We start from the raw sequence: 21,358 nt of genomic DNA, 5'->3' as shown, positions 1-21,358 counted from the left end.
GGTGGGACACGGGCCGTCACGATCGGGGGACACGGGGTGTTCCTCCCGGCCGCAACGAACAGTGAGGTTAGCCTAATCTTCCTGAGTGGCGGCTCACTGCGAGCTGGCCGAACCGGCAGAACCCAGCGGGAGAGGGAGCATGGCGAGGATAGAGAGTGCCGTGGTGCGTGCCATGGGGTCGATGGAGACCAAGCTCACAGTTCTGGGGCGGGAGGAGATCGCGCCGTCGTACCTGCGGCTGGAGCTGGATGACGGCGGACTGCTGGCCCGCAGGGTCCCGCACCCGACCATGTGGTTGCGGCTGTGGTTCGCCGAGGGAGGCCGGGACCACCAGCGGGCCTACACCCTGGTGGATCCCGATGTCGACGCCGGCCGGTTCAGCCTGGAGTTCGCCCTGCACGAGGGCGCGGCCAGCGACTGGGCGCGCGAGTGCCGTCCCGGCGACACGATCCGAGCGTCGCTGCTGGGCAGCAAGCCGCCCTGGGAGCCCCGCGGTCGTCGCGCGCGGAAGGCCGTGGACCCCGACGTCCCGTTCAGCGGCCGGACGATCGTCATCGGCGACTCGGCAGCGCTGCCCGCGATGAACTCGCTGCTCGCATCGCTGGGCGAGGCTCCGGCAGAGGTCTGGCTCGAGCACAGGCTGCCCGAGGACCGGCAGCTGCCGCTGCACCTGGGGCCGACTGCGGAAGGCCACAGGGTGCACCGCAGCGACGAGAGCAGCGGGGTGCGCGCCGTCCTGGAGAGCCGCTGGTCGCAGCAGCCGCCGAGCCCGCAGGATCGCTACTGGATCGCGCTCGAGGCCCGCGACACCCGCGGGGTGTCGTCGATGCTGCGCGCTCACGGCGTGGGCCGCGAGGCCATCGAGGCCACGGCATATTGGAGGAGCGCATGAGCCGGGCGAGGACCGCGAGCACCCCGAGGGCCTCCGTCGCGCGGCCGCACGTGGCCGCAGGGCTGTGGAGCCTGCTCTGGGCGCTGTACACCACCCAGTTCATCGGGGCGTCGTTCATCAGCACCGGCCTCACCGGGATCCTGCGCAGCGGCGGGGTGGACCTGGCGATGCTGGGCCTGCTCCAGCTGCTCGGGCTGATCTGGCCGCTGAAGATCCTGTGGGCGCCGCTCGTGGACCGCTGGAGCCCCGCACGGGCGGCGGGCCATCATCGAGCCTGGCTGATCCTGCTGCAGTCGCTGATGGTCCTCAGCCTCCTGGGCCTGGCGCTGATCGGCGACCCAGTCGCCCAGCTGGGCCCGGTGGCCGTGCTCGCCGGGCTGTTCGTGCTGTTCTCCGCCACGCAGGACATCGCCGCCGACGCGCTGTCCGTGCGTCAGCTGCCCGAGGACCGGCACGATGAGGGCGCGGGAGTCCAGGTGGCCGCCAGCTACGTCGGCACGGTGATCGGCGGCGGGCTGGCGCTGGTCGTGCACGACCAGTGGGGCTGGCGCGCGGCCGTCGTGCTGCTGGTGCTGTGCACCGCTGCGGCCATGATCCCCGTGCTGCGCTGCCGGGAGCCGGAGCGCGAGGACCTCGCGCACGTCCGGTTGCGCCTGCGCGATGTCGTGGGCGTGCTGGCACAGCCGGGATCCCGGCTGTGGGGCCTGGGTGCCATCCCGCTGGTGGCCATGGGCTCGGCGGGCATGTGGTCGCTGGTGACCCCCATCCTCACCGACGCCGGCTGGTCGCTGAGCCGGATCGGGCTCACCACCTCCGTGCTGGCCTCGATCCCGGCCCTGGGTGCCGGCCTGCTGGCCGGGCGCCTGATGGGCCGATGGGGACGGGCTCCGATCATGGGTCTGGGGGCGGGCGTCCAGCTGCTGGGCGGTCTTCTCCTGCTGCCGCTCGTGCTCGGCTCAGGCGCCTCCGCGACCGCGGGGGCGGCAGCCGTCCTCGGCGCCTGCCTGATCCTGGCGGGCTACACCGTGGCGAACACCGGCATGTACGCCGTCAACCTGGATCTCTCGCGCCCCGACCATGCCGGGGCCGACTTCACGCTGCTGAGCAGCCTCAACATGCTCGCCGGGACGATCGGGGCCTGGGCCGGACTCACGGTCGCGGCGTTCACCGGCTACCCGATCTCCCTGCTCGTCGGCCTGGTCGTGGCCGCCGCCGGGATCCTCACCGCACAGCGGCATCAGCGGGTCTGGGGTCGAGCGGCAGGCCGCGGCTGAGCTCCCGTCTCCGGTACGGGAATCGACGCAGGTTCCGAGCGGATGCTGCCAGCCGAGTCGCGGCTGGCGAGCATCCGCTCCTTCCCCAGCCCTCGTCCTCAGTCCGCGAACTCGGGCAGTCGCATCATGCCCTCCTGCATGGTGGTGGCCACCAGGTTCCCATCGCGGTCGAACATGCGGCCCTCACCGAGCGCGCGGGCTCCGGAGGCCGACGGGGAGCTCTGCACGTAGAGCAGCCATTCGTCGGCGCGAGCCGGGCGATGCCACCACATGGCATGATCCAGCGAGGCCACGGACATGCCCTTCTGGGTCCACACCTTGCCGTGGCGGCGCAGCGCGGGCTCGAGCATCACGTAGTCGGAGACGTAGGCCAGTGCGGCCTGGTGCAGCTGAGGGTCATCGGGCAGGCGGCTGTGGGTGCGCACCCACACGGCGTTGAACGGCTGGCGATCCTCGTCCGGGGCCAGGTAGATCGGCTGGGTGATGTAGCGGATGTCGAACGGGCGCTCGATCACCGAGCGGGCCGCCGACAGCGGCACGCCCTCCAGCAGCGTCTCGGCGGTGGGCAGGGACTCCGGATCCGGCATGCCCTGCGGCATCCGGTCCTGGTGCTCCAGGCCCTCGGCGGGCTCCTGGAACGAGCAGATCCCGGAGAAGATCGTGCTGCCGGACTGGTAGGCATGCACGCGCCGGGTGGAGAACGAGCGGCCGTCGCGCATGCGTTCCACACCGAACGTGATCGGCTCGTCGATGTCTCCGGCGCGCAGGAAGTAGGCGTGCATCGAGTGGATGCGCCGCGACGGCTCCTCGACCGTCCTCCCCGCCGCGATGACGGACTGCGCCAGCACCTGGCCGCCGTAGACGGCCCGGCGCATGGCCGACAGGGTGCGTCCCACGAAGATGTCCTCGTGGGTGCGGGCCCCGCCGCCATCGGCCAGCTGGAGCATGTCGATCAGATCCTGCGTGCGACGGGCAGGATCCTTGGCGGGCACCTCCTGGGCCGAGGACCGCTGCGTCGGGGAGGACTGGGGCGCTGCGGAGGAGGGGCGGGCGTGCTCATCGGGGTGCTGGCTCATGGGCTCAACTCTAGGGGCGCGGGGCTGCGCAGCGGGTGCAGCGGCGGCGTCGGGCCCGTGTGCTTCCATGGATGGCATGACCACCCTGAGGATCCCCGTGCAGATGCGCTTCGGCGACATCGACTCCTACGGCCACGCCAACAACGTCATCCAGCTGCAGTACTTCGAGGAAGCGCGAGTGCGTCTCAGCGAGTCGACTCTGGAGGGCGTCCCCGGTGTGCCGGGGGGCGTGACGTTCCGGGAGCTCGTGGGGCAGCGCCTGACCGTGATCGGGCGCCAGGAGGTCGAGTACCTGGCGCAGCTGCACTACCGCATCTCCGACATCGAGGTGGAGGTGTGGGCCTCCCACATCGGCACGAGCTCCTACGTGCTCAACTACAGGCTCCAGGACGCGGGCGGCGGGACCGTCTACGCGATCGCCCAGTCCACGACCGTCGAGATCGACGCCAGGACCGGCCGCCCGGAGGCATTCGGCCCGGAGCAGCGCGCCTTCCTGGAGCACTGCAGCGGGGATCCGATCGTCTTCGGCCGCCGTCCGGCCGAGACCGCAGCCCAAGAGGGCTCGGGCGCTCAGGAGGCGTGAGATGGGACGTTCGTTGCGCCTGCGGGACCGGGAGTCCGTCGAGGACGTCGGCACGTACCTGAGCCGAGCCCGGGCGGTCGATGCCGAAGGAGCCGTGCGGTTCCAGGCCGTCGGCGGTGCCGTGGGGATCTGGACCTGCGCCCTGGCCAAGCAGGGGCTGCTCGACTCCACGCCCACGGTGCTCGGGCTGCGCACCGCCGGACTGTCCGAGGCCGCCGAGCTCGACGTCGTGGTGTCGCTGGCGGCCGTGCTGGACCGGATCCCGCGCGCGGATCAGGACGACACCCTGCTGGGCCTGCCGCCTCATGACGCCCACGCGGCCTGGGCTGGGATCTCGCCGTCGCTGTCGGGCTGGGAGACCGTTGCGGCAACCCCGGCCCCGGAGCTCGTGCGCGCGGCCCGCGACGGCATCGAGGAGGTCGCGCGCGCCGTGCCCACGGATTCCGGGCAGGAGATCGTCGACCGTGTGCGCTCGCAGGTCTGGGGCCGTGTCTCGGACTGGGGGAAGACCCCCGGCCGCGCCGTGGACGTGCCGGTCGGGGCGGCGTTCGCCGCCTGGTCCCTGGGCTTCCTGCGCGCCGACGACGACTCCGAGGTCCCGGTGGCCGTGCACGGCTCCTGGGCGCGGCTGGCGTGTCCCGGCGGGTTCGTGCTGATCCGCCGCTGAGGACGATCAGCCGGGGCTGTTGACGAGCGAGTGCGCCGCGCGCTCCAGGTAGTCCCACAGAACGCCCTCGTGCATGGGGGACAGCTCCAGCGTCTCCACGGCGGCGCGCATGTGCTTCAGCCAGGTGTCGCGGGCCCAGGTGTCCACCGTGAAGGGCATGTGCCGCATGCGCAGGCGCGGGTGGCCCCGCTCCTGCGAGTACGTGCTCGGCCCGCCCCAGTACTGCTCCAGGAACATCCGCAGCCGACGCTCGGCGGGACCCAGGTCCTGCTCCGGATACATGGAGCGGAAGCGCTCGTCCTCGGCCACCCGGGCGTAGAACTCGCGGGTGAGCTTGGCGAACGTCTCATGCCCGCCGATCTCGTCGTAGAACGACGAGCTGCGCGAAGACTCCGCGCTCTGCTCGCCGGAGCCTGAGACCGAGCCGGAGCTGCGCTGCGGGCGGCGCATGGCCGACAGCGGGCGGCCCACCGGGATCAGCCGCGCATCGGCAGGAGCCTCCGGCGCCGTCGGCTGCTGAGCGGGGTCGGGGACGGGCGCCGATACGTGCGGAGCCTGACCGGTCGAAGCCCCGTCGCCGGCTGCCTGCGGGGCCGCCTCGCCCGTCGAGGGATCCTCACGGTCGTCGGAGTCTCGGGGTGCGCTGGGCTCGGGCATGCTGGCCTCCTCGGGGTCGCCGGACACGGGGTCCTGTGCTGCAGGGTGCTGTGCTGCAGACAGCGTGGGGTCGGGGCGCGTCATTCCATGGTGGTGCGCGGTGCGGGCGTGCGCTTGGCGGCCTCGGCATCGGCAAGAGAGGTGAGATCGGGCTCGTGCACGCCGGGGGATGCCGGGTGGGCGGCGTCGACCTCCTGTGCGGCCACGGCCCGCACCACGCGGTCCCGACCCTCCAGGGCCAGGCGGCGCAGGCCGTTGAGGTCCTCGGGGATCTGAGCGATGAACTCATCGGCGGCATCCACCGTGGCCTGGACTGCCGTGCGGGGGAACAGGCCCACCGCGATCTGCTCGGCGAGCTCGTGCGAGCGCGTGCGGTAGATGTCGGTGACCTGCTCGAAGTAGCGCTGCGTGTAAGGGGCGAGCAGCTGCGGATCCTGGGTCTTGCGGAACCCGGCGATCGCGGCGGCCTGCAGCGAGTTGGGCATGGTGCCCTCCTCGACGACGGCCCGCCAGGTCTCGGCCTTGGCCTCCGGCGTGGGGATCGCGGCCCGGGCCGAGGAGGCCGAGATGGCCCCGTGCTCGGTGTTGTCCGCCTGCAGCGCGGCGTCGATGTCAGCGGCGCCGGCGCGGCCGCCCGCGGCCAGGCTGATCAGCAGCGACCAGCTCAGGTCGTCGTCGATCTCCAGGCCCTCGAGCCGGACCTGACCGGAGCGCAGCTGCTGGACCAGGTCCAGATGCTCCTCGGTCGAGGCGCGGCGGGCGAAGGCGCTGACGAACTGCAGCTGATGATCCGAGCCGGGTGCCGCCTTCTCGGCGAGCTCCCAGAGGCGGGTGGCGGCATCGTGGTCAGTCGCCTGGCGCGCTCCCGCAGCCACGTACGAGTCCAGGACCTGGTCCAGCCGGCGCAGCTGCAGGTTCACGGTGGTGGAGTCGGACTCCTGTCCGATGTTGTTCAGCACGGTGTCCACGTAGGCGCGGGCCGGGGTAACGCCGTCGTGCACGCCGTCCCAGGCGGCCTGCCACACGAGGGCGCGCGGCAGCGAGTCCGCGAAGTCCTTGAGGTGCTCGGCCGCGGTGTCCTGCGAGCACTCGTCCAGGCGGATCTTGGCGTAGGCCAGGTCGTCGTCGTTGAGCAGGATCAGGTCGGGGGCATCGCGCCCCACGAGCTCGGGGACCTCGGTGAGCGCGCCGTCGATGTCGAGCTCGTGGCGGTGGGTGCGCTGCAGCAGCCCGGTCGCGGAGTCGACGTCGTAGAACCCGACCGCAAGGCGGTGCGGGCGCAGGGTCGGCAGCTGCTCAGGGGCGGTCTGCTCGATCGCGAACGAGGTGATGACGCTGTCGTCGTCGCGCTCGACCCGAGGGATCAGGGTGTTGACCCCTGCGGTCTCCAGCCAGCGCTGGGACCAGTCCTTGAGATCGCGACCCGAGGCCTTCTCAAGCTCGACCAGCAGGTCCTTCAGCTCGGCATTGGCCCAGCCGTGGGCCTGGAAGTAGGTGCGCAGCCCGGCCATGAACTCCGGCTGGCCCACCCAGGCCACGAGCTGCTTGAGCACGGAGGCGCCCTTGGCGTAGGTGATGCCGTCGAAGTTGACGAGCACGTCCTCCAGATCGGCGATCTCGGCCTTGATCGGGTGCGTGGTGGGCAGCTGGTCCTGCTCGAAGCCCCACGACTTCTCCCCGGAGGCGAAGATCGTCCAGGCGCCCTCCACATCCGTGGCCTGTGCGCTGGCCAGGGTCGAGGCGTACTCGGCGAAGGACTCGTTGAGCCACAGGTCGTTCCACCAGCGCATGGTCACGAGATTGCCGAACCACATGTGCGCCAGCTCATGCAGGATCGTGATGACGCGGCGGTCGCGGCGGGCCTGCGTCGGCTTGGAGCGGAAGACGTAGGACTCCACGAAGGTCACAGCGCCCGCGTTCTCCATGGCCCCCGCGTTGAACTGCGGGACGTAGAGCTGGTCGTACTTCTCGAACGGGTACGGGGTGTCGAACTGGGCCTCGTAGAACTCGAAGCCCTGCTTGGTGATGCGGAACATCTCCTCGGCATCGACGTGGTCCATCAGCGACTTGCGGGCGAAGACGCCCAGCGGGATGGTGCGGCCGTCGCTGGAGGTCAGCTCGTCGCGCACGACCTCGTACGGGCCGGCCACGAGTGCGGTGATGTACGGCGGCAGCACGGGGGTGGGGGCGAAGGCCCAGGTGCCCTTGTCGCCTTCGACGACGGGCCCCGGGGTGGGCTGGTTCGACACGACCTTCCAGTGCGCCGGCGCGGTCACCGTGAAGGCGAAGCGGGACTTCAGGTCCGGCTGCTCGAACACCGGGAACATGCGCCGCGTGTCGGCGACCTCGAACTGCGAGTACAGGTAGACCTCGCCGTCGGCGGGGTCCACGAAGCGGTGCAGGCCCTCGCCGGTGTTCGTGTACTGCATGGTGGAGGCGATGACGAGCTCGTTGTCCTCGGCCAGCTCGGGCAGGAGGATGCGCACGCCGTCGGAGACCTCCGCCGGATCCAGCTCACGGCCGTTGAGGCGCACGGAGGACACGGAGGCCGTGAAGGCGTCGATGAAGCTGTCCGAACCCGTCTCCCGGCACGTGAAGCGGACGGTCGTGAGCGCCTCGAAGGTCTCGTCGCCGGTCGTCAGGTCCAGCACGACGTCGTAGGAGGCGACCTCGAGGGCGGCGGCGCGCTGGGCGGCCTCCGCGCGGGTCAGGTTCTTTCCGGGCACGGTCGGGTCCTTTCCGGACGGTTCTCCACTTGCGGTGCGGGCGGCGGCTCATCAGGGCATCTTCGCGCTGAGTGGGGGAGGGGCCTCCCGGGCGTTCTGCCCATGATGCCATGCGCCTCGCACGTCGCAGCAGGCGATTAGGCTGGGGCCGCATCTGGGGCGCGGTCCGTGCGCCCGTCGAGAACTCGAGGAGCTGAAACGCTAATGCGCGTGCACATCGCCACGGATCATGCCGGAATGGAGCTGTCCCAGTACCTGGTCGAACAGCTCTCGCAGCGCGGATTCGAGATGATCGATCACGGCCCCGAGGTCTATGACGCCCTGGATGACTACCCCTCTTTCTGCATCCACGCCGCGCAGGCTGTGATCGAGGACCGCCAGGCCGGGATGGACTCCCTGGGCATCGTGCTGGGCGGCTCCGGCAACGGCGAGCAGATGGCGGCCAACAAGGTCACCGGCATCCGCGCCGCGCTGGCCTGGTCGCTCGACACAGCCAAGCTGGCCCGGGAGCACAACGACGCCCAGGTCGTGGCGCTCGGGGGACGCCAGCACACCCAGGAGGAGGGCCTCGAGATCGTGCTCGCCTTCCTGAACGAGCCGTTCTCCGGCGACGAGCGCCACGTGCGCCGCATCGCCCAGATCGAGGAGTTCGAGCGCACCGGGAGGGTCGTCGGCCACTACGACGCCGTGACCGCCCGCGCCTATCGGGGCTGACCCGTGCCGGAAGGGCACTCGGCCCACCGCCTGGCCACTCAGCTCGGCGACGTCTTCGGCGGGCAGGCTCTGGTCGTGTCCAGTCCGCAGGGTCGCTTCTCCGACGGCGCGGCCATGCTCGACGGCCGGCGGCTGGTGTCCTCGCACGCTCACGGCAAGCAGCTGTTCCTGGAGCTGGCGGCCCCGGATGATCCCTCCGACGTCCTGATCATGCGCTCGCACCTGGGCATCTACGGCGCCTGGGGCTTCGCGGGAGATTCCGAGTTCTCCGCCGCCTCCAGCATCGGGGCTCCGCGCCGGCTGGGGGAGCGCGAGTCGGAGGACTCCCTCCAGTCCGTGGAGCACGATGACGACGGCCGCGTGATCCCCGATCCGCCCGTGGGCGCCGTGCGAGTGCGCCTGGTCGGAGACCACGGCTGGGCCGATCTGCGCGGACCCGCGCTGTGCACGGTGGAGAGCCCGGACGAAGCGGCTGCCGCTGAGGCGAAGCTCGGTCCCGATCCGCTGGATCCAGATGCCGACCCGGCTGCCTTCTGCGCGCGTGCGGCCCGCAGCCGTCGTCCGATCGCCGTGCTGCTCATGGAGCAGGACATGATCGCCGGCGTGGGCAACATCTTCCGCGCCGAGTCGCTGTTCCGTCAGGGCGTGGATCCGTTCCTGCCGGGGGCCTCGGCTTCCGAGGAGACGCTCGAGGCGCTGTGGAGCGAGAACGTGGAGCTCATGCGCACCGGCGTGCGACTGGGACGGATCATCACCACGGATCCGTCGGACCGCCCCGGGATCGACGAGGCCAAAGCATGGCCCGAGCAGGCCAACTATGTCTATGGCCGAGCCGGCCTGCCCTGCCGTCGCTGCGGCACGACGGTGCAGCGCCAGCAGCTGGCCGGGCGCGCGCTGTTCTGGTGCCCGAGCTGCCAGCCGCCGGTCTCACCCCGCTGAGGCCGCAGCAGCGCACGCGATCGATGCTGATCGGGTGCCGAAGTGCGGCCTGGACCACCGGTACGAGTGTGCGGTGCCGTCTCCTGGTGAGCTGATGACAGATCTGCAGCCCCTCAGCGCTGAGGGGCTGCAGATCTGTCACCAGCCGGCAGAGCGACGACGAGGGCCCCGGCGATCTGCTGATCGCCGGGGCCCTCGATTCTGGAGGGGATGACGGGAATCGAACCCGCGTAATCTGTTTGGAAGACAGAGGCTCTACCATTGAGCTACATCCCCGCGCATGCGTCGACGGCATCGGATCCGACGAGCACGAGCGACGATGAAACTACCCCACGCAGACCACCTCGGCAAACCGCGCGGAGCCCCCGCGGGTGCGGCATGACGGTGCGTGCGGCTAGACTCGTGCGATGTCCGCGCCCAGGCGCGGGCACCGCGGACGGTCAGCGGACCCCGCAGCGTGTGCCACCGGCTCCAGCCGGGTCCCTCCGGCAGCGCGCGGCCCGCACGCCCACGGGGTGTAGCGCAGTGGCTAGCGCGCCTGCTTTGGGAGCAGGAGATCGCAGGTTCGAGTCCTGTCACCCCGACGCCTGTCCCCGTCGCCGTGCTGTGCGCGGTGCACGAGGACGCCGTCCGTGCCTGCGGCCCAGTGACGGTCCGCAGGCCGAGCAGACATCGCATCATCACCGATCCGAATCCACTGAGGAGTGCATCGCCAGTGCAGAGCACCGTCGAGAAAGTCAGCCCCACCCAGGCCAAGATCGAGCTGGAGATCCCGTTCGCGGAGCTCAAGCCGTACCTCGATCGCACCTACAAGTCCCTGGCTGATCAGATCCAGGTGCCGGGCTTCCGCAAGGGCAAGGTCCCCTCGAAGCTGATCGAGCAGCGCGTGGGCTACGACTTCGTCGTGGAGAACGCCCTCCAGGAGGGCATGGACTCCTTCTTCCAGCAGGCCCTGGCGGAGAACGAGCTCACCCCGATCGCCCAGCCCAAGCTCGAGGTCACCCAGCAGCCCTCCTCCGAGGACCGCGAGGCGGACGTCAAGGCGACCGTCGACGTCACCGTGCGCCCGGAGATCGAGCTGCCTGAGTACAAGGGCCTGACCGTCGAGGTCGAGGCGCGTGACGCCGAGGACGCCGACGAGACCGAGGCCCTTGACGAGCTGCGCGGCCGCTTCGGCACCCTGAAGAGCATCGACCGCCCGGCCGCCGACGGCGACTTCGTGACCCTGGACCTCCAGGCACTGGTCGACGGCGAGGAGGTCGACGCCGCGAACGACCTGTCGTACCAGATCGGCTCGGGCAACATGCTCGAGGGCATGGACGAGGCCATCCTGGGCCTGTCCGCCGACGAGGACGCCACCTTCGAGACCAAGCTGGCCGGCGGCGAGCACTCCGGCGAGGACGCCACCGTCAAGGTCAAGGTCACCGCGGTCAAGGAGCGCGAGCTGCCCGAGGCCGACGACGACTTCGCCCAGATGGCCTCGGAGTTCGACACCATCGAGGAGCTGCGCGCCGACCTGAAGAAGCAGGCCGCCGACTCCGTGGTCGTCGATCAGGGCATCGAGGCCCGCGACAAGGTCCTCGACAAGCTCGTGGAGCTCGTCGAGATCGAGGTCCCGGAGTCCATCATCGAGGACCAGCTCGAGCAGCACTTCAACAACCCGAACGCCGAGGCCGGGCACGACACCCCGGAGCACCGCGACGAGGTCCGCGACAACGCCCGTGCGGCATTCCGCAACGAGATCATCCTGGACGCCGTCGCCGACGCCGAGGAGATCGGCGTGGAGCAGTCCGAGCTGATCGACTACATCGTCACCACGTCGCAGCAGTACGGCATGGACCCGAACCAGTTCGCCCAGATGCTCGACGGCTCCGGCCAGGCCGGGATGATGGTCGGCGAGGTCCGTCGTCGCAAGGCCCTGGCCAAGGTCCTCGAGTACGCGACCGTCTCCGACTCGAACGGCAAGCCCGTCGACCTGTCCGACTTCGTGAAGCCGGCCAACGAGACCGCGGAGGAGGCCTCCGAGGCCGCCGCCTCGGACGCTGCTGTCGAGGCCGACGAGATCGTCGAGCCGAACGACGGCAAGTGATCCGATCCCGGTGAGCGCCTCCTGAGGGAAGCCCGCCCCGGGCCCAGCGTACGGCGCCCCGTCCGATCGGACGGGGCGCCGTCGTCGTCGCGGGGATCCGCGGGCCCGCGACAGCCATCAGCGAACATTGCCGCCGAGCTCCCCGCGCGGCCCCGCCGCCGGATTAGTGTCGGAGGCAATCAGAACGACCCCGAGAAGAGGACGCACTCATGACTTCGTCGCAGCCGCGAATGGAGACCACGCCCGGCCCCATGGGCCAGGACGACTACGTCTACAACCGCCTGCTCCGCGAGCGCATCATCTGGCTCGGCTCGCAGGTCGAGGACCGCAACGCGAACCTGATCTGCTCGCAGATGCTCCTGCTGTCCGCGGAGGACCCCGAGGCGGACATCTACCTCTACATCAACTCCCCGGGCGGGTCGGTGACCGCCGGCATGGCGATCTACGACACCATCCAGCTCATCCCGAACGACGTCGTGACCGTGGCCACCGGCCTGGCCGCGTCCATGGGACAGTTCCTGCTGTCGTCGGGCACGCCCGGCAAGCGCTACGCCACGCCGAACACCCGCATCCTCATGCACCAGCCCTCGGGCGGCATGGGCGGCACGGCCTCGGACGTGCGCGTGCAGGCCGAGCTGATCATGGACATGAAGAAGCGCCTGGCCCAGCTCACGGCCGAGCAGACCGGTCAGAGCATCGAGAGGATCCTCGAGGACAACGACCGCGACAACTGGTTCACGGCGGAGCGGGGCCTGGAGTACGGCTTCTTCGACCACATCGCCGCGAACGCCTCGGGCGTCTCCGGGGGCGGCGGCACCCGCAAGGACACCGAGTCCTGAGCCCGCAGCCCACGCCCGCTGATCTTCCGAAGGAACCGAGGATGACTTCCATGCACAACCACCAGGCCATGGCCGCCGCCTACGGCGCCGGCTCCGCGGCATCCCACATGCCCTCCTCCCGCTACGTCCTGCCGGACTTCGAGGAGCGCACCCCCTACGGCTACCGCCGTCAGAACCCGTACACCAAGCTGTTCGAGGACCGCATCGTCTTCCTGGGCGTCCAGGTCGACGACGCCTCCGCCGACGACGTCATGGCGCAGCTGCTCGTGCTCGAGGCCCAGGACTCGGACCGCGACATCACCATGTACATCAACTCGCCGGGCGGCTCGTTCACGGCCATGACGGCCATCTACGACACCATGCAGTTCATCCGCCCCGAGATCCAGACCGTGTGCCTGGGCCAGGCGGCCTCGGCCGCCTCGGTGCTGCTGGCCGCCGGCACCCCGGGCAAGCGCCTGGCGCTGCCGAACGCCCGCGTGCTGATCCATCAGCCGGCCATGCAGGGCCAGGGCGGCGGACAGGCCTCGGACATCGAGATCCAGGCCAACGAGATCGTGCGCATGCGCTCGTGGCTCGAGGACACCATGGCGGTGCACACCGGCAAGTCCTCCGAGCAGATCAACCGCGACATCGAGCGCGACAAGATCCTCACGGCCGCAGAGGCCAAGGACTACGGGATCGTGGATCACGTCCTGGAGTCGCGCAAGGCGGTCAAGCCCAAGACCGTCACCCCGTGACACCACGGGATCGGCCGAAGGGGTGATCCTCCGGCGGGAGGGCGAGGCGCACGCAGGCGCCTCGCCCTCCCGCCGTCTCATCGCCTCGAGCCCCGGTCGGCCCATGACGGGCGCGGCGACGTCCGCCGAGCGGGCGGACACTCAGGCGCAGTCATGTTGTTGGGCGGGTCGTCGCCCCTCGCGTATCGTGGAATCGTCAGCGCCGACCGGCGCTCATCGTCGTGCGCCCGCACCCGGGGCGTCGGCAGCACCCGGCAGAAGGAGAGCCCCATGGCCCGCATCGGCGAGAGCGCTGACCTGCTCAAGTGCTCCTTCTGCGGCAAGTCCCAGAAGCAGGTCCGCAAGCTCATCGCGGGCCCCGGCGTCTACATCTGCGACGAGTGCATCGAGCTGTGCAACGAGATCATCGAGGAGGAGCTGACGGAGACCGTCGGCCAGGAGGACTCCTCGCTGCCCACGCCCCGTGAGATCTACGACCACCTCCAGCAGTTCGTGATCGGCCAGGACCCCGCCAAGCGGGCGCTGTCCGTGGCCGTCTACAACCACTACAAGCGGGTGCGCGCCTCCCAGGAGGGCCGCCCGCTCCAGCTGGCCACCGACGAGGGCGACGAGTCCGTCGAGATCGCCAAGTCCAACATCCTGCTGGTGGGCCCCACGGGCTCCGGCAAGACGTACCTGGCGCAGTCGCTGGCCCGCAAGCTCAACGTCCCGTTCGCCGTGGCGGACGCGACCTCGCTGACCGAGGCCGGCTACGTGGGCGAGGACGTCGAGAACATCCTGCTCAAGCTGATCCAGGCCGCCGACTTCGACATCAAGCGCGCCGAGTCCGGGATCATCTACATCGACGAGATCGACAAGATCTCCCGCAAGTCGGAGAACCCGTCGATCACCCGCGACGTCTCCGGAGAGGGCGTCCAGCAGGCGCTGCTGAAGATCCTCGAGGGCACCGTGGCCTCGGTGCCGCCGCAGGGCGGGCGCAAGCACCCCCAGCAGGAGTTCATCCAGATCGACACCACGAACGTCCTGTTCATCGTGGCGGGGGCGTTCGCCGGGCTCGACGAGATCGTGGAATCCCGCGCCGGCAAGACCTCGATCGGATTCGGCGCTCCGGTGGAGCAGATCCTCAACCCGCAGAAGGCCATGCACTCCGGCACCGTGCTGCCGGAGGACCTGCTGAAGTTCGGTCTGATCCCGGAGTTCATCGGCCGCCTGCCCATCATCGCTGCGCTGGACGAGCTGACCACCGAGGATCTCGTGCGCATCCTGCGCGAGCCCAAGAATGCACTGCTCAAGCAGTACCGCAAGATGTTCGAGCTCGACGGCGTGGAGCTCAGCTTCACCGACGAGGCCCTCACCGCGATCGCGCAGAAGGCGGACGAGCGCGGCACCGGCGCCCGCGGCCTGCGAGCCATCATGGAGGAGGTCCTGCTCCCCGTGATGTTCGATCTGCCCACTCTCGAGGGTGCGGCTCAGGTGATCGTCGAGGCCGAGTGCGTCACCGACGGCGTGGCGCCCCAGATCCTCATGGCCCCGGACGAGGAGTCCAAGTCCGCCTGAGCCTGAGCTGATGCCCGGTGCGCGGGGAGCGGACCCGGTCTCCGGATCGTGCAGCCGGCTCCCGGACGTCGACGAGCAGGCAAGCAGAGACACATGAGCAGGGCCCCGATCGCCGCGCGGTGATCGGGGCCCTGCTCTTCTGCGGACTGTCCTGCGCACAGGTGCTCAGCGGCTCAGGCGCTGCGCGTCGAGGCGGAGGGGTCCGCGCGTCGGGTGCGGTTCTTCCTGTGCTTGCGCAGCGCGCTCAGCGCGATGAGGAGCAGACCCGCGGCCGCCCAGCAGACGAGCACGATCAGCGCGTGAGTCATCCCTGTGCCGTCGAAGAAGGCCACTGAGCGCAATGCGGTGCCTGCGGCGCCGATCGGCAGCTGCTGTCCGATCGCGCCCCACGGCTGCGGCAGCCACTGCCAGCCGGTCGCCATGCCCGACAGAGGGTCGGCCACGAACATCATGAGGACCGCGCCCAGTGCCAGACCGGCACCGCCCAGCACGGACTGCAGCCCGGAGACGGCCAGGGAGATCGCCGCGATGCCCAGCGCGAGCACGCCGGCCAGGGCCCAGAAGTCGCCGTCGACCGCGTGCAGCCAGCTCTGCAGGACCCAGGTCACGGCCACGCCCGCCAGTGCCGAGAAGCCGATGATGCCGAGGGCGCGCACAGCGGGACGATTCCCGGACAGCATGGTGAAGGCCGCAGCGGAGATCATGCCGCCGAAGGCCAGCGGCAGGGCAAGCGTGCTCATGGCCGTCGCGTTCGGGTCGTCGTCGGTCAGCGGGGCGACGTCGCGCACGGTGACCTCCTGGGTCGGGGCCTGCTGGGGCTGGTCACTCGGGGCCTGCTGGCCCTGCGCCTGTCCGCCCTGAGCGGCAGTCTGATCGCCCTGCGCCGGAGCCTGCTGTTCCTGCCCCTGTGCCTGCTGCGCCTGGGCCTTCTGCTGCTCCTCCAGACCCGTGGCGATGCCGTCCATCATCGTGCCGTAGGGGGTGCCGGCTCCCGAGGCCTTGAGGATCTCGACACCCTGCTGTCCCACCGTCACGGCACCGATGGCCTCTCGATCGGCCACGGCCTGCTCAGCCTGCTCGGCGTCGTCGTACTCGGTGATCTCGAAGGCGCCGGGGGAGCGCTCCTCGAGCGCATCGGTGATCTGCTCGACGGCCGGGGCGGGACCGGCGACCGCCAGCGGCAGGTCCTCCGAGCCGGAGTTCAGGGCCGGTGAGCTGGGTCATGGCCGTGCGAGGATCATGAGGCGGCGTTCCGAGCGTCAGAGTGCTGCCAGCCGAGAAGATGACCACGGAAGGACCACCATGCGAGCCGATGCCCGAGCCAAGCGCGCTGCTCTGCAGACGGCCGGGGCTGAGCTGTTCGCCGAGCAGGGCACGGACGTCCCGCTCAGCGCGGTTGCGGTACGAGCGGGCGTGGGGATCGGCACCCTCTACCGCCATTTCCCCACGCGAGGGGAGCTCTACCTGGGGGTGATGGAGGCCGTCGTCGAGAAGGTCGAGGCGGCGGCCGCTGAGCTGGAGACGGCGTGGGATCAGGATCCCCGGGCCACGTGGCAGGCCGCCGCCGACGAGCTCGGGCGGCTGCGGATCGGCGCTCTGGTGGAAGGTGCCGACCCGCAGCGCAAGGCGGCGTTCGAGGAGGCGGGCTGGGACCGAGTGCTGCAGCTGCGGGACCGGCTCTTCGACCGGCTGGGCGCGCTGCTGCGTCGGGGCAAGGAGGCGGGGCTGGTGCGGGAGGACCTGAGCCCTGCGCAGTTCTACTTCGGCCTGGCGGTGGTCACCCGCCCGCTCCCGGAGACCGTGACGCAGACCATGCCCGTGGATCTGAGCTGGCTCGTGGGCGCCTACTTCCACGGTCTGCGTCCCTGAGGGGCGGGCAGGCTGCGCACACGCGGCGGGCGGTCGGATCCTGCACGTCATCACGCTGTCAGCGGACGCCTCGACCTGTGCCGTCCGTGCGTCATAGGTTGGGCAGCGATGGCCGGGTCCTGTTCCGGGTCGGCCGCCCCCGCACATGGCGGCACCTCGCCGCTGATCAAGGAGTGAGCATGTCTGACAAGGTGGACTTCTGGTTCGACCCCCTGTGCCCCTGGGCCTGGATGACCTCCCGGTGGATGGGCGAGGTCCAGCAGCGCCGCGATGTCGAGGTCGACTGGCGCATCATCTCCCTGGGCATCCTCAACGAGAACAACCCGGACAACCACCACCACGGCCACGACGAGTCGATGTGGATGGTCCGCGTGATCCAGGCTGCCGCGCAGGCCCACGGCGACGAGTACCGCAAGAAGCTCTACGACGCCATGGGAACCCGCTGGCACGTCCAGGGCTACGGCGACGAGAAGAAGCTGGTCGAGACCATCGCCGAGTCCCTCGAGGAGGTCGGCCTGCCGGCCGAGCTGATCGAGGCCAAGGACTCGACCGACTTCGACGCCGCCCTGCGCGAGTCCACCGAGGCGGCTCAGGCCGTCGCGGGCAAGGACATCGGCACCCCGTGCATCGCCGTGAACGGCACCGGCTTCTTCGGCCCTGTGTTCACCCCGGCTCCCAAGGGCGAGCAGGCGGCCGAGATCTGGGACGCCGCGCTGACCCTGTCGGGCTACTCGGGGTTCTACGAGCTCAAGCGCGGCCGCGAGAAGGGCCCGGACTTCAGCTGAGGCCTCCGGCCGCGCTCGCCGGGACTGCCCCGACGACGGCCGCCGTCACGCCCGCGGCTGACGAAGGCCGTGGTCGACGGGGCAGGCGTCGGCCAGTATCCGACGCAACTCGATGAGGCGCCGAGCAAGCACTACGGCCCCCGCACCGATCGGTGCGGGGGCCGTAGTGCTGTGCCAGCGGATCAGGCCTGCCCGGTCTCCTCCGGGGGAGCCAGCCGGACGTCGCCGACCAGCAGCAGGGCATCGCCCGTCTCGCCCTCCACGACGGTCAGCTCGCGTGCGTTGCCGGCGGCCTTCAGATCGCCCAGCCCGGCCTGCAGCTGCTCGACCTGGGCGGCCGGGGCCGTGATGGTCGCCGACAGCACCTCCGTGCGCTGCTTGACCTTGGCTTCGGACTTGGACTTGCGCAGCCCGGACAGTGCCACGCCCACGGCGGTGAGGATCTCGGGATCGGCCTGATCGGCCTGGCCCAGGGACTCGGCCGACGGCCACGGCGCGCGGTGCACGGAGCCTGCGCGCCACCACGACCAGACCTCCTCCGTGGCGAAGGGGATGAACGGGGCGAACAGCCGCAGCAGCGCATCCAGGGTGGTGGCCAGGGCGGCATGCACGGAGGCCTGCTGCTCGGGGCCCTGCGCGCCGTAGGCCCGGTCCTTCACGAGCTCGACGTAGTCGTCGGTGAACGACCAGAAGAACGACTCCACGAGCTGCAGCGCCCGGGCGTACTCATAGCCGGCCAGGGCCTTCGACGCCTGCTCCACGACCTCGCGCAGACGTGCCAGCAGGGCGCGGTCCAGGCCGTTGATGATCACCGACGGATCGGCACCGGCGGAAGCGGCTCCGGTGCCCAGCACCGAGGCCTCCGTGACCCCCTGGTTCAGCACGAACTTGGAGGCGTTGAGCAGCTTGATCGCCAGGCGACGGCCGATCTTCATCTGACCCTCGTCGTAGGCGGTGTCCGCGCCCAGGCGTGCGGAGGCCGCCCAGTAGCGCACGGCGTCGGCGCCGTACTTCTCCAGGACCTCGTTCGGCACGACCACGTTGCCCTTGGACTTGGACATCTTCTTGCGGTCCGGATCCAGGATCCAGCCCGACAGCGCGGTGTGGCGCCACGGCACGGAGCCGGCCAGGGTCTCGGCGCGCACGGCGGTCGAGAAGAGCCAGGTGCGGATGATGTCGTGGCCCTGCGGACGCAGGTCCATGGGGAACGTGGAGGCGTGCAGCTGCGGATCGGTCTCCCACCCCGTGGCGATCTGCGGCGTCAGCGACGAGGTCGCCCAGGTGTCGAGCACGTCCGGGTCGCCGGTGAAGCCGCCCGGGACGTCGCGCTGGTCCCCGGTGTACCCCGGGGCCGGCTGGGCGGCGGGATCGACCGGCAGCGCGGCCTCGTCGGGCAGCACGGGGGAGTCGTAGACCGGCTCGCCCTGGGCGTCCAGCGGGTACCAGACGGGGATCGGCACGCCGAAGAAGCGCTGGCGGGAGACCAGCCAGTCGCCGTTGAGCCCCTCGATCCAGTTCTCGTACCGGGAGCGCATGAACGACGGATGCCACTCGATCTCCCTGCCGCGCTCGATGAGCTTCTCGCGGCGAGAGGCGTCGCGGCCGCCGTTGCGGATGTACCACTGCCGGGAGGTCACGACCTCCAGGGGCTTGTCGCCCTTCTCGTAGAAGTTCACCGGGTGGGTGATCTTCTTCGGCTCGCCCTCGAGGTCGCCGGACTCCGTGAGCATCTCCACCACAGCCTGCTGAGCGGAGAACACGGTCTTGCCGGCCACGTTCGCGTAGCGCTCAGCCGGGGCGCCGTCGGCGATCCACGACGGCTGCTCGGCCAGGAAGCGGCCGTCGCGCCCGATCAGGGCGCGGGTGGGCAGCTCGAGCTCGCGCCACCAGGTGACGTCGGTGAGATCGCCGAACGTGCAGATCATGGCGATGCCGGAGCCCTTGTCCGGCTTGGCCAGGTGATGCGCCTTGACCTCGACCTCGACGTCGAACAGGGGCGAGCGCACGGTGGTGCCGAACAGCTCCTGGTAGCGCTCGTCGTCGGGGTGGGCCACCAGGGCCACGCAGGCCGGCAGCAGCTCGGGGCGGGTGGTCTCGATGAAGACCTTCTGCCCGTCCGGGCGGTGGAAGGCCACGCGGTGGTAGGCGCCCTCGCGCTCCTTGTCCTCGATCTCCGCCTGTGCCACGGCCGTGCGGAAGGTGACGTCCCACATGGTGGGGGCCTCGGCCATGTAGGCGTTGTCGGCCTGGAGGTCCTTCAGGAAGGCCAGCTGCGAGACGCGGCGCGAGTGGTCGTCGATCGTGCGGTAGGTCCGGGTCCAGTCGACCGACAGGCCCAGGGTGGCGAACAGGTGCTCGAAGACCTTCTCGTCCTCGACCGCCAGCTCCTCGCACAGCTCGATGAAGTTCTGGCGGGAGACCACGTCCCAGTCGCGCTGGTTCTTGGCAGGCTTCTCCGGCGGGCGGTAGCCCTCCACGTAGGCGTAAGAGGGATCGCAGCGCACCCCGTAGTAGTTCTGGACGCGGCGCTCGGTGGGCAGGCCGTTGTCGTCCCAGCCCAACGGGTAGAACACGTTCTTGCCGGTCATGCGCTGGTAGCGGGCGATGACGTCGGTCTGCGTGTAGGAGAACATGTGGCCCACGTGCAGCGAGCCGGAGGCCGTGGGCGGCGGGGTGTCGATCGAGTACACCTGCTCGCGCGGGGTGCCCTCCTGGAAGGCGTAGGTGCCCTGCTCGCGCCAGCGCTGCGAGTACTTCTCCTCGAGGCCCTCGAGGGCGGGCTTGTCCGGGACCGTGATCGTGGTGGGCGTGTCTGTGCCCTGAGTGTTGTCAGCCATGGGGACCAGTCTCCCATGGCTCGCCCTGCGTCTCAGCACCTCTCACTGCCCTGGCCAAGGGGAATACCCACCTGGCCCGAGCGGATCCCTCACCTGGCTCGAGTGGATCCCTAGTTGAGCAGTTGGGGTGAACAGCGCAACTGGGGATCCACTCGGCGGGAGTGTGCAGGAGGTCGTCGGGGAAGACTCAGGCGGCTGTCGGAGTGTCGAAGCCATTCCGTCACGCAAAGGCAACAAAAAAGGAGTAGACATGTTCCCCGACTGTCGAGAAGGCTTGCGACACGCATCGATCCGAACGGCTCGATCCGACGGCACGTCGTCGGCTCGGGCCCTCGAGCCAGCAGAGGAAGCTCATGCACCTTCAGCCCAAGGACCAGGAGAAGCTCCTGGTCGTCGTCGCCGCCGATCTGGCCAGACGCCGCCAGGCGCGCGGTCTCAAGCTGAACCACCCCGAGGCCGTCGCGATCCTCACCTACGAGCTGCTCGAGGGTGCCCGCGACGGGCGCACCGTCACCGACCTGATGAGCTGGGGCAGCACGATCCTCACGGCGGACGACGTCATGGAGGGCGTCCCCGGGATGATCCCGGACGTCCAGGTCGAAGCCACCTTCCCCGACGGCACGAAGCTCGTGACCGTCCACGACCCGATCCGCTGAAGGAGACCGTCATGCAGCCCGGAGAGTACGTCCTCGCCAGCGACCCCGTCGTGTGCAATCCCGGTCGGGAGGCCATCGAGCTCGAGGTCCTCAACAGGGGCGATCGGCCCATCCAGGTCGGCTCGCACTTCCACTTCGCCGAGACCAATCGGGCGCTCGACTTCGATCGCGAGGCCGCCCTGGGACGCCGCCTCGACATCCCCGCCGGCACCGCCGTGCGGCTGGAGCCCGGCGACTCGACGACCGTGAAGCTGATCCCGCTGGGCGGCGACCGCGTGGTCCACGGGTTCCGCGACCTGGTCGACGGCCGCCTGGATCCCCAGGAGGCCGCGGACGTCTCCCAGATCAGGTCCGAGGACTACTCGGGCAACCGGCGCCATGCTGCCGGGGACGCCCCGCAGCCGCTGCGCGAGCGCGCCGAGACCGACTACTCCAATGAGACGCGCTGAGCGCGAGAGGAC

At 70.1% G+C, this 21,358-nt stretch carries 19 protein-coding genes and 2 tRNA genes; 15 read left to right on the top strand and 6 right to left on the bottom strand.

Annotated elements, in window-relative coordinates; genetic code table 11:
• Positions 1-181: 181 nt before the first annotated feature.
• Together QSJ40_RS11120 and QSJ40_RS11115 are read left to right on the top strand one after the other, a co-directional pair.
• Positions 182-892, top strand: a complete 711-nt coding sequence (locus QSJ40_RS11120) for a siderophore-interacting protein (RefSeq protein ID WP_285730961.1) — start codon at positions 182-184, stop codon at positions 890-892.
• Entirely contained in the window at positions 889-2,166 is a 1,278-nt protein-coding gene (locus QSJ40_RS11115) for an MFS transporter (RefSeq protein WP_285730958.1), read from the top strand. The genes QSJ40_RS11120 and QSJ40_RS11115 overlap by 4 nt, the downstream gene beginning before the upstream one ends.
• Before the next feature lie 98 nt (positions 2,167-2,264).
• Here the strand turns inward: QSJ40_RS11115 and QSJ40_RS11110 are convergent, their stop codons facing one another.
• Complete coding sequence (locus QSJ40_RS11110) at positions 2,265-3,113, bottom strand: acyl-CoA thioesterase (RefSeq protein ID WP_053448226.1); 849 nt, start codon at positions 3,111-3,113, stop codon at positions 2,265-2,267.
• A 205-nt stretch (positions 3,114-3,318) separates the two neighbouring features.
• Here QSJ40_RS11110 and QSJ40_RS11105 point away from each other — a divergent pair, with 205 nt between their 5' ends.
• Together QSJ40_RS11105 and QSJ40_RS11100 are read left to right on the top strand one after the other, a co-directional pair.
• The gene (locus QSJ40_RS11105) at positions 3,319-3,825 is read left to right on the top strand and encodes an acyl-CoA thioesterase (RefSeq protein WP_285730956.1); all 507 of its coding nucleotides are present in this window, start codon (positions 3,319-3,321) and stop codon (positions 3,823-3,825) included.
• Position 3,826: 1 nt separating this feature from the next.
• Entirely contained in the window at positions 3,827-4,492 is a 666-nt protein-coding gene (locus QSJ40_RS11100) for a DUF8185 domain-containing protein (protein ID WP_285730954.1), read from the top strand.
• 6 nt (positions 4,493-4,498) lie between these two features.
• Here QSJ40_RS11100 and QSJ40_RS11095 read toward each other — a convergent pair whose 3' ends face one another.
• Positions 4,499-4,942, bottom strand: a complete 444-nt coding sequence (locus tag QSJ40_RS11095) for a globin (protein ID WP_285730985.1) — start codon at positions 4,940-4,942, stop codon at positions 4,499-4,501.
• Between the two features lie 287 nt (positions 4,943-5,229).
• Positions 5,230-7,875 (bottom strand): aminopeptidase N, encoded by a 2,646-nt coding sequence (gene pepN, locus QSJ40_RS11090; protein ID WP_285730952.1) that lies wholly within the window; start codon positions 7,873-7,875, stop codon positions 5,230-5,232.
• A 204-nt stretch (positions 7,876-8,079) separates the two neighbouring features.
• Here pepN and QSJ40_RS11085 point away from each other — a divergent pair, with 204 nt between their 5' ends.
• Both QSJ40_RS11085 and QSJ40_RS11080 read left to right on the top strand, forming a co-directional pair.
• Complete coding sequence (locus QSJ40_RS11085; protein WP_024290667.1) at positions 8,080-8,589, top strand: ribose-5-phosphate isomerase; 510 nt, start codon at positions 8,080-8,082, stop codon at positions 8,587-8,589.
• A 3-nt stretch (positions 8,590-8,592) separates the two neighbouring features.
• A complete protein-coding gene (locus tag QSJ40_RS11080; protein WP_285730949.1) occupies positions 8,593-9,528 on the top strand; it encodes an Fpg/Nei family DNA glycosylase in 936 nt (311 codons plus the stop codon).
• Between the two features lie 202 nt (positions 9,529-9,730).
• On the opposite strand, the gene QSJ40_RS11075 is transcribed toward QSJ40_RS11080, so the two are convergent.
• A tRNA-Gly gene (locus tag QSJ40_RS11075) sits at positions 9,731-9,804 on the bottom strand.
• A 235-nt stretch (positions 9,805-10,039) separates the two neighbouring features.
• On the opposite strand from QSJ40_RS11075, the gene QSJ40_RS11070 reads away from it, so the two are divergent.
• The 5 genes from QSJ40_RS11070 to clpX all read left to right on the top strand — a co-directional run bounded on the left by QSJ40_RS11070 (position 10,040) and on the right by clpX (position 14,750).
• Positions 10,040-10,112: transfer RNA gene (locus QSJ40_RS11070), tRNA-Pro, on the top strand.
• Positions 10,113-10,243: 131 nt separating this feature from the next.
• On the top strand, positions 10,244-11,617 hold the full coding sequence (gene tig / locus QSJ40_RS11065; RefSeq protein WP_053447237.1) for a trigger factor: 1,374 nt from the start codon (positions 10,244-10,246) through the stop codon (positions 11,615-11,617).
• Positions 11,618-11,826: 209 nt separating this feature from the next.
• Positions 11,827-12,456 (top strand): ClpP family protease, encoded by a 630-nt coding sequence (locus tag QSJ40_RS11060; RefSeq protein WP_053447238.1) that lies wholly within the window; start codon positions 11,827-11,829, stop codon positions 12,454-12,456.
• 50 nt (positions 12,457-12,506) lie between these two features.
• On the top strand, positions 12,507-13,193 hold the full coding sequence (locus QSJ40_RS11055) for an ATP-dependent Clp protease proteolytic subunit (RefSeq protein WP_006215150.1): 687 nt from the start codon (positions 12,507-12,509) through the stop codon (positions 13,191-13,193).
• Positions 13,194-13,463: 270 nt separating this feature from the next.
• Entirely contained in the window at positions 13,464-14,750 is a 1,287-nt protein-coding gene (gene clpX, locus QSJ40_RS11050) for an ATP-dependent Clp protease ATP-binding subunit ClpX (protein ID WP_053447239.1), read from the top strand.
• Between the two features lie 173 nt (positions 14,751-14,923).
• Here clpX and QSJ40_RS11045 read toward each other — a convergent pair whose 3' ends face one another.
• Positions 14,924-15,811, bottom strand: a complete 888-nt coding sequence (locus QSJ40_RS11045; protein ID WP_285730943.1) for an ABC transporter ATP-binding protein — start codon at positions 15,809-15,811, stop codon at positions 14,924-14,926.
• A gap of 241 nt (positions 15,812-16,052) precedes the next feature.
• On the opposite strand from QSJ40_RS11045, the gene QSJ40_RS11040 reads away from it, so the two are divergent.
• Entirely contained in the window at positions 16,053-16,619 is a 567-nt protein-coding gene (locus QSJ40_RS11040) for a TetR/AcrR family transcriptional regulator (RefSeq protein ID WP_285730941.1), read from the top strand.
• A 179-nt stretch (positions 16,620-16,798) separates the two neighbouring features.
• Complete coding sequence (locus tag QSJ40_RS11035) at positions 16,799-17,404, top strand: mycothiol-dependent nitroreductase Rv2466c family protein (RefSeq protein WP_006215154.1); 606 nt, start codon at positions 16,799-16,801, stop codon at positions 17,402-17,404.
• Between the two features lie 182 nt (positions 17,405-17,586).
• Here the strand turns inward: QSJ40_RS11035 and valS are convergent, their stop codons facing one another.
• The gene (gene valS, locus QSJ40_RS11030; protein ID WP_285730939.1) at positions 17,587-20,241 is read right to left on the bottom strand and encodes a valine--tRNA ligase; all 2,655 of its coding nucleotides are present in this window, start codon (positions 20,239-20,241) and stop codon (positions 17,587-17,589) included.
• A 353-nt stretch (positions 20,242-20,594) separates the two neighbouring features.
• Between valS and QSJ40_RS11025 the strand changes: the two genes are divergently transcribed.
• On the top strand, positions 20,595-20,897 hold the full coding sequence (locus QSJ40_RS11025; protein WP_006215156.1) for an urease subunit gamma: 303 nt from the start codon (positions 20,595-20,597) through the stop codon (positions 20,895-20,897).
• Positions 20,898-20,908: 11 nt separating this feature from the next.
• Positions 20,909-21,346: an urease subunit beta gene (locus QSJ40_RS11020; RefSeq protein WP_006215157.1), complete on the top strand. Its 438-nt coding sequence runs from the start codon at positions 20,909-20,911 to the stop codon at positions 21,344-21,346.
• Positions 21,347-21,358: the final 12 nt, after the last annotated feature.

This window comes from Kocuria sp. NBRC 114282 (genome assembly GCF_030268385.1).
Classification (GTDB): domain Bacteria; phylum Actinomycetota; class Actinomycetes; order Actinomycetales; family Micrococcaceae; genus Kocuria; species Kocuria palustris.
The sequence above is the reverse complement of the archived record's forward strand: the minus strand, read 5'-3'. Positions and strand labels throughout refer to the sequence as shown.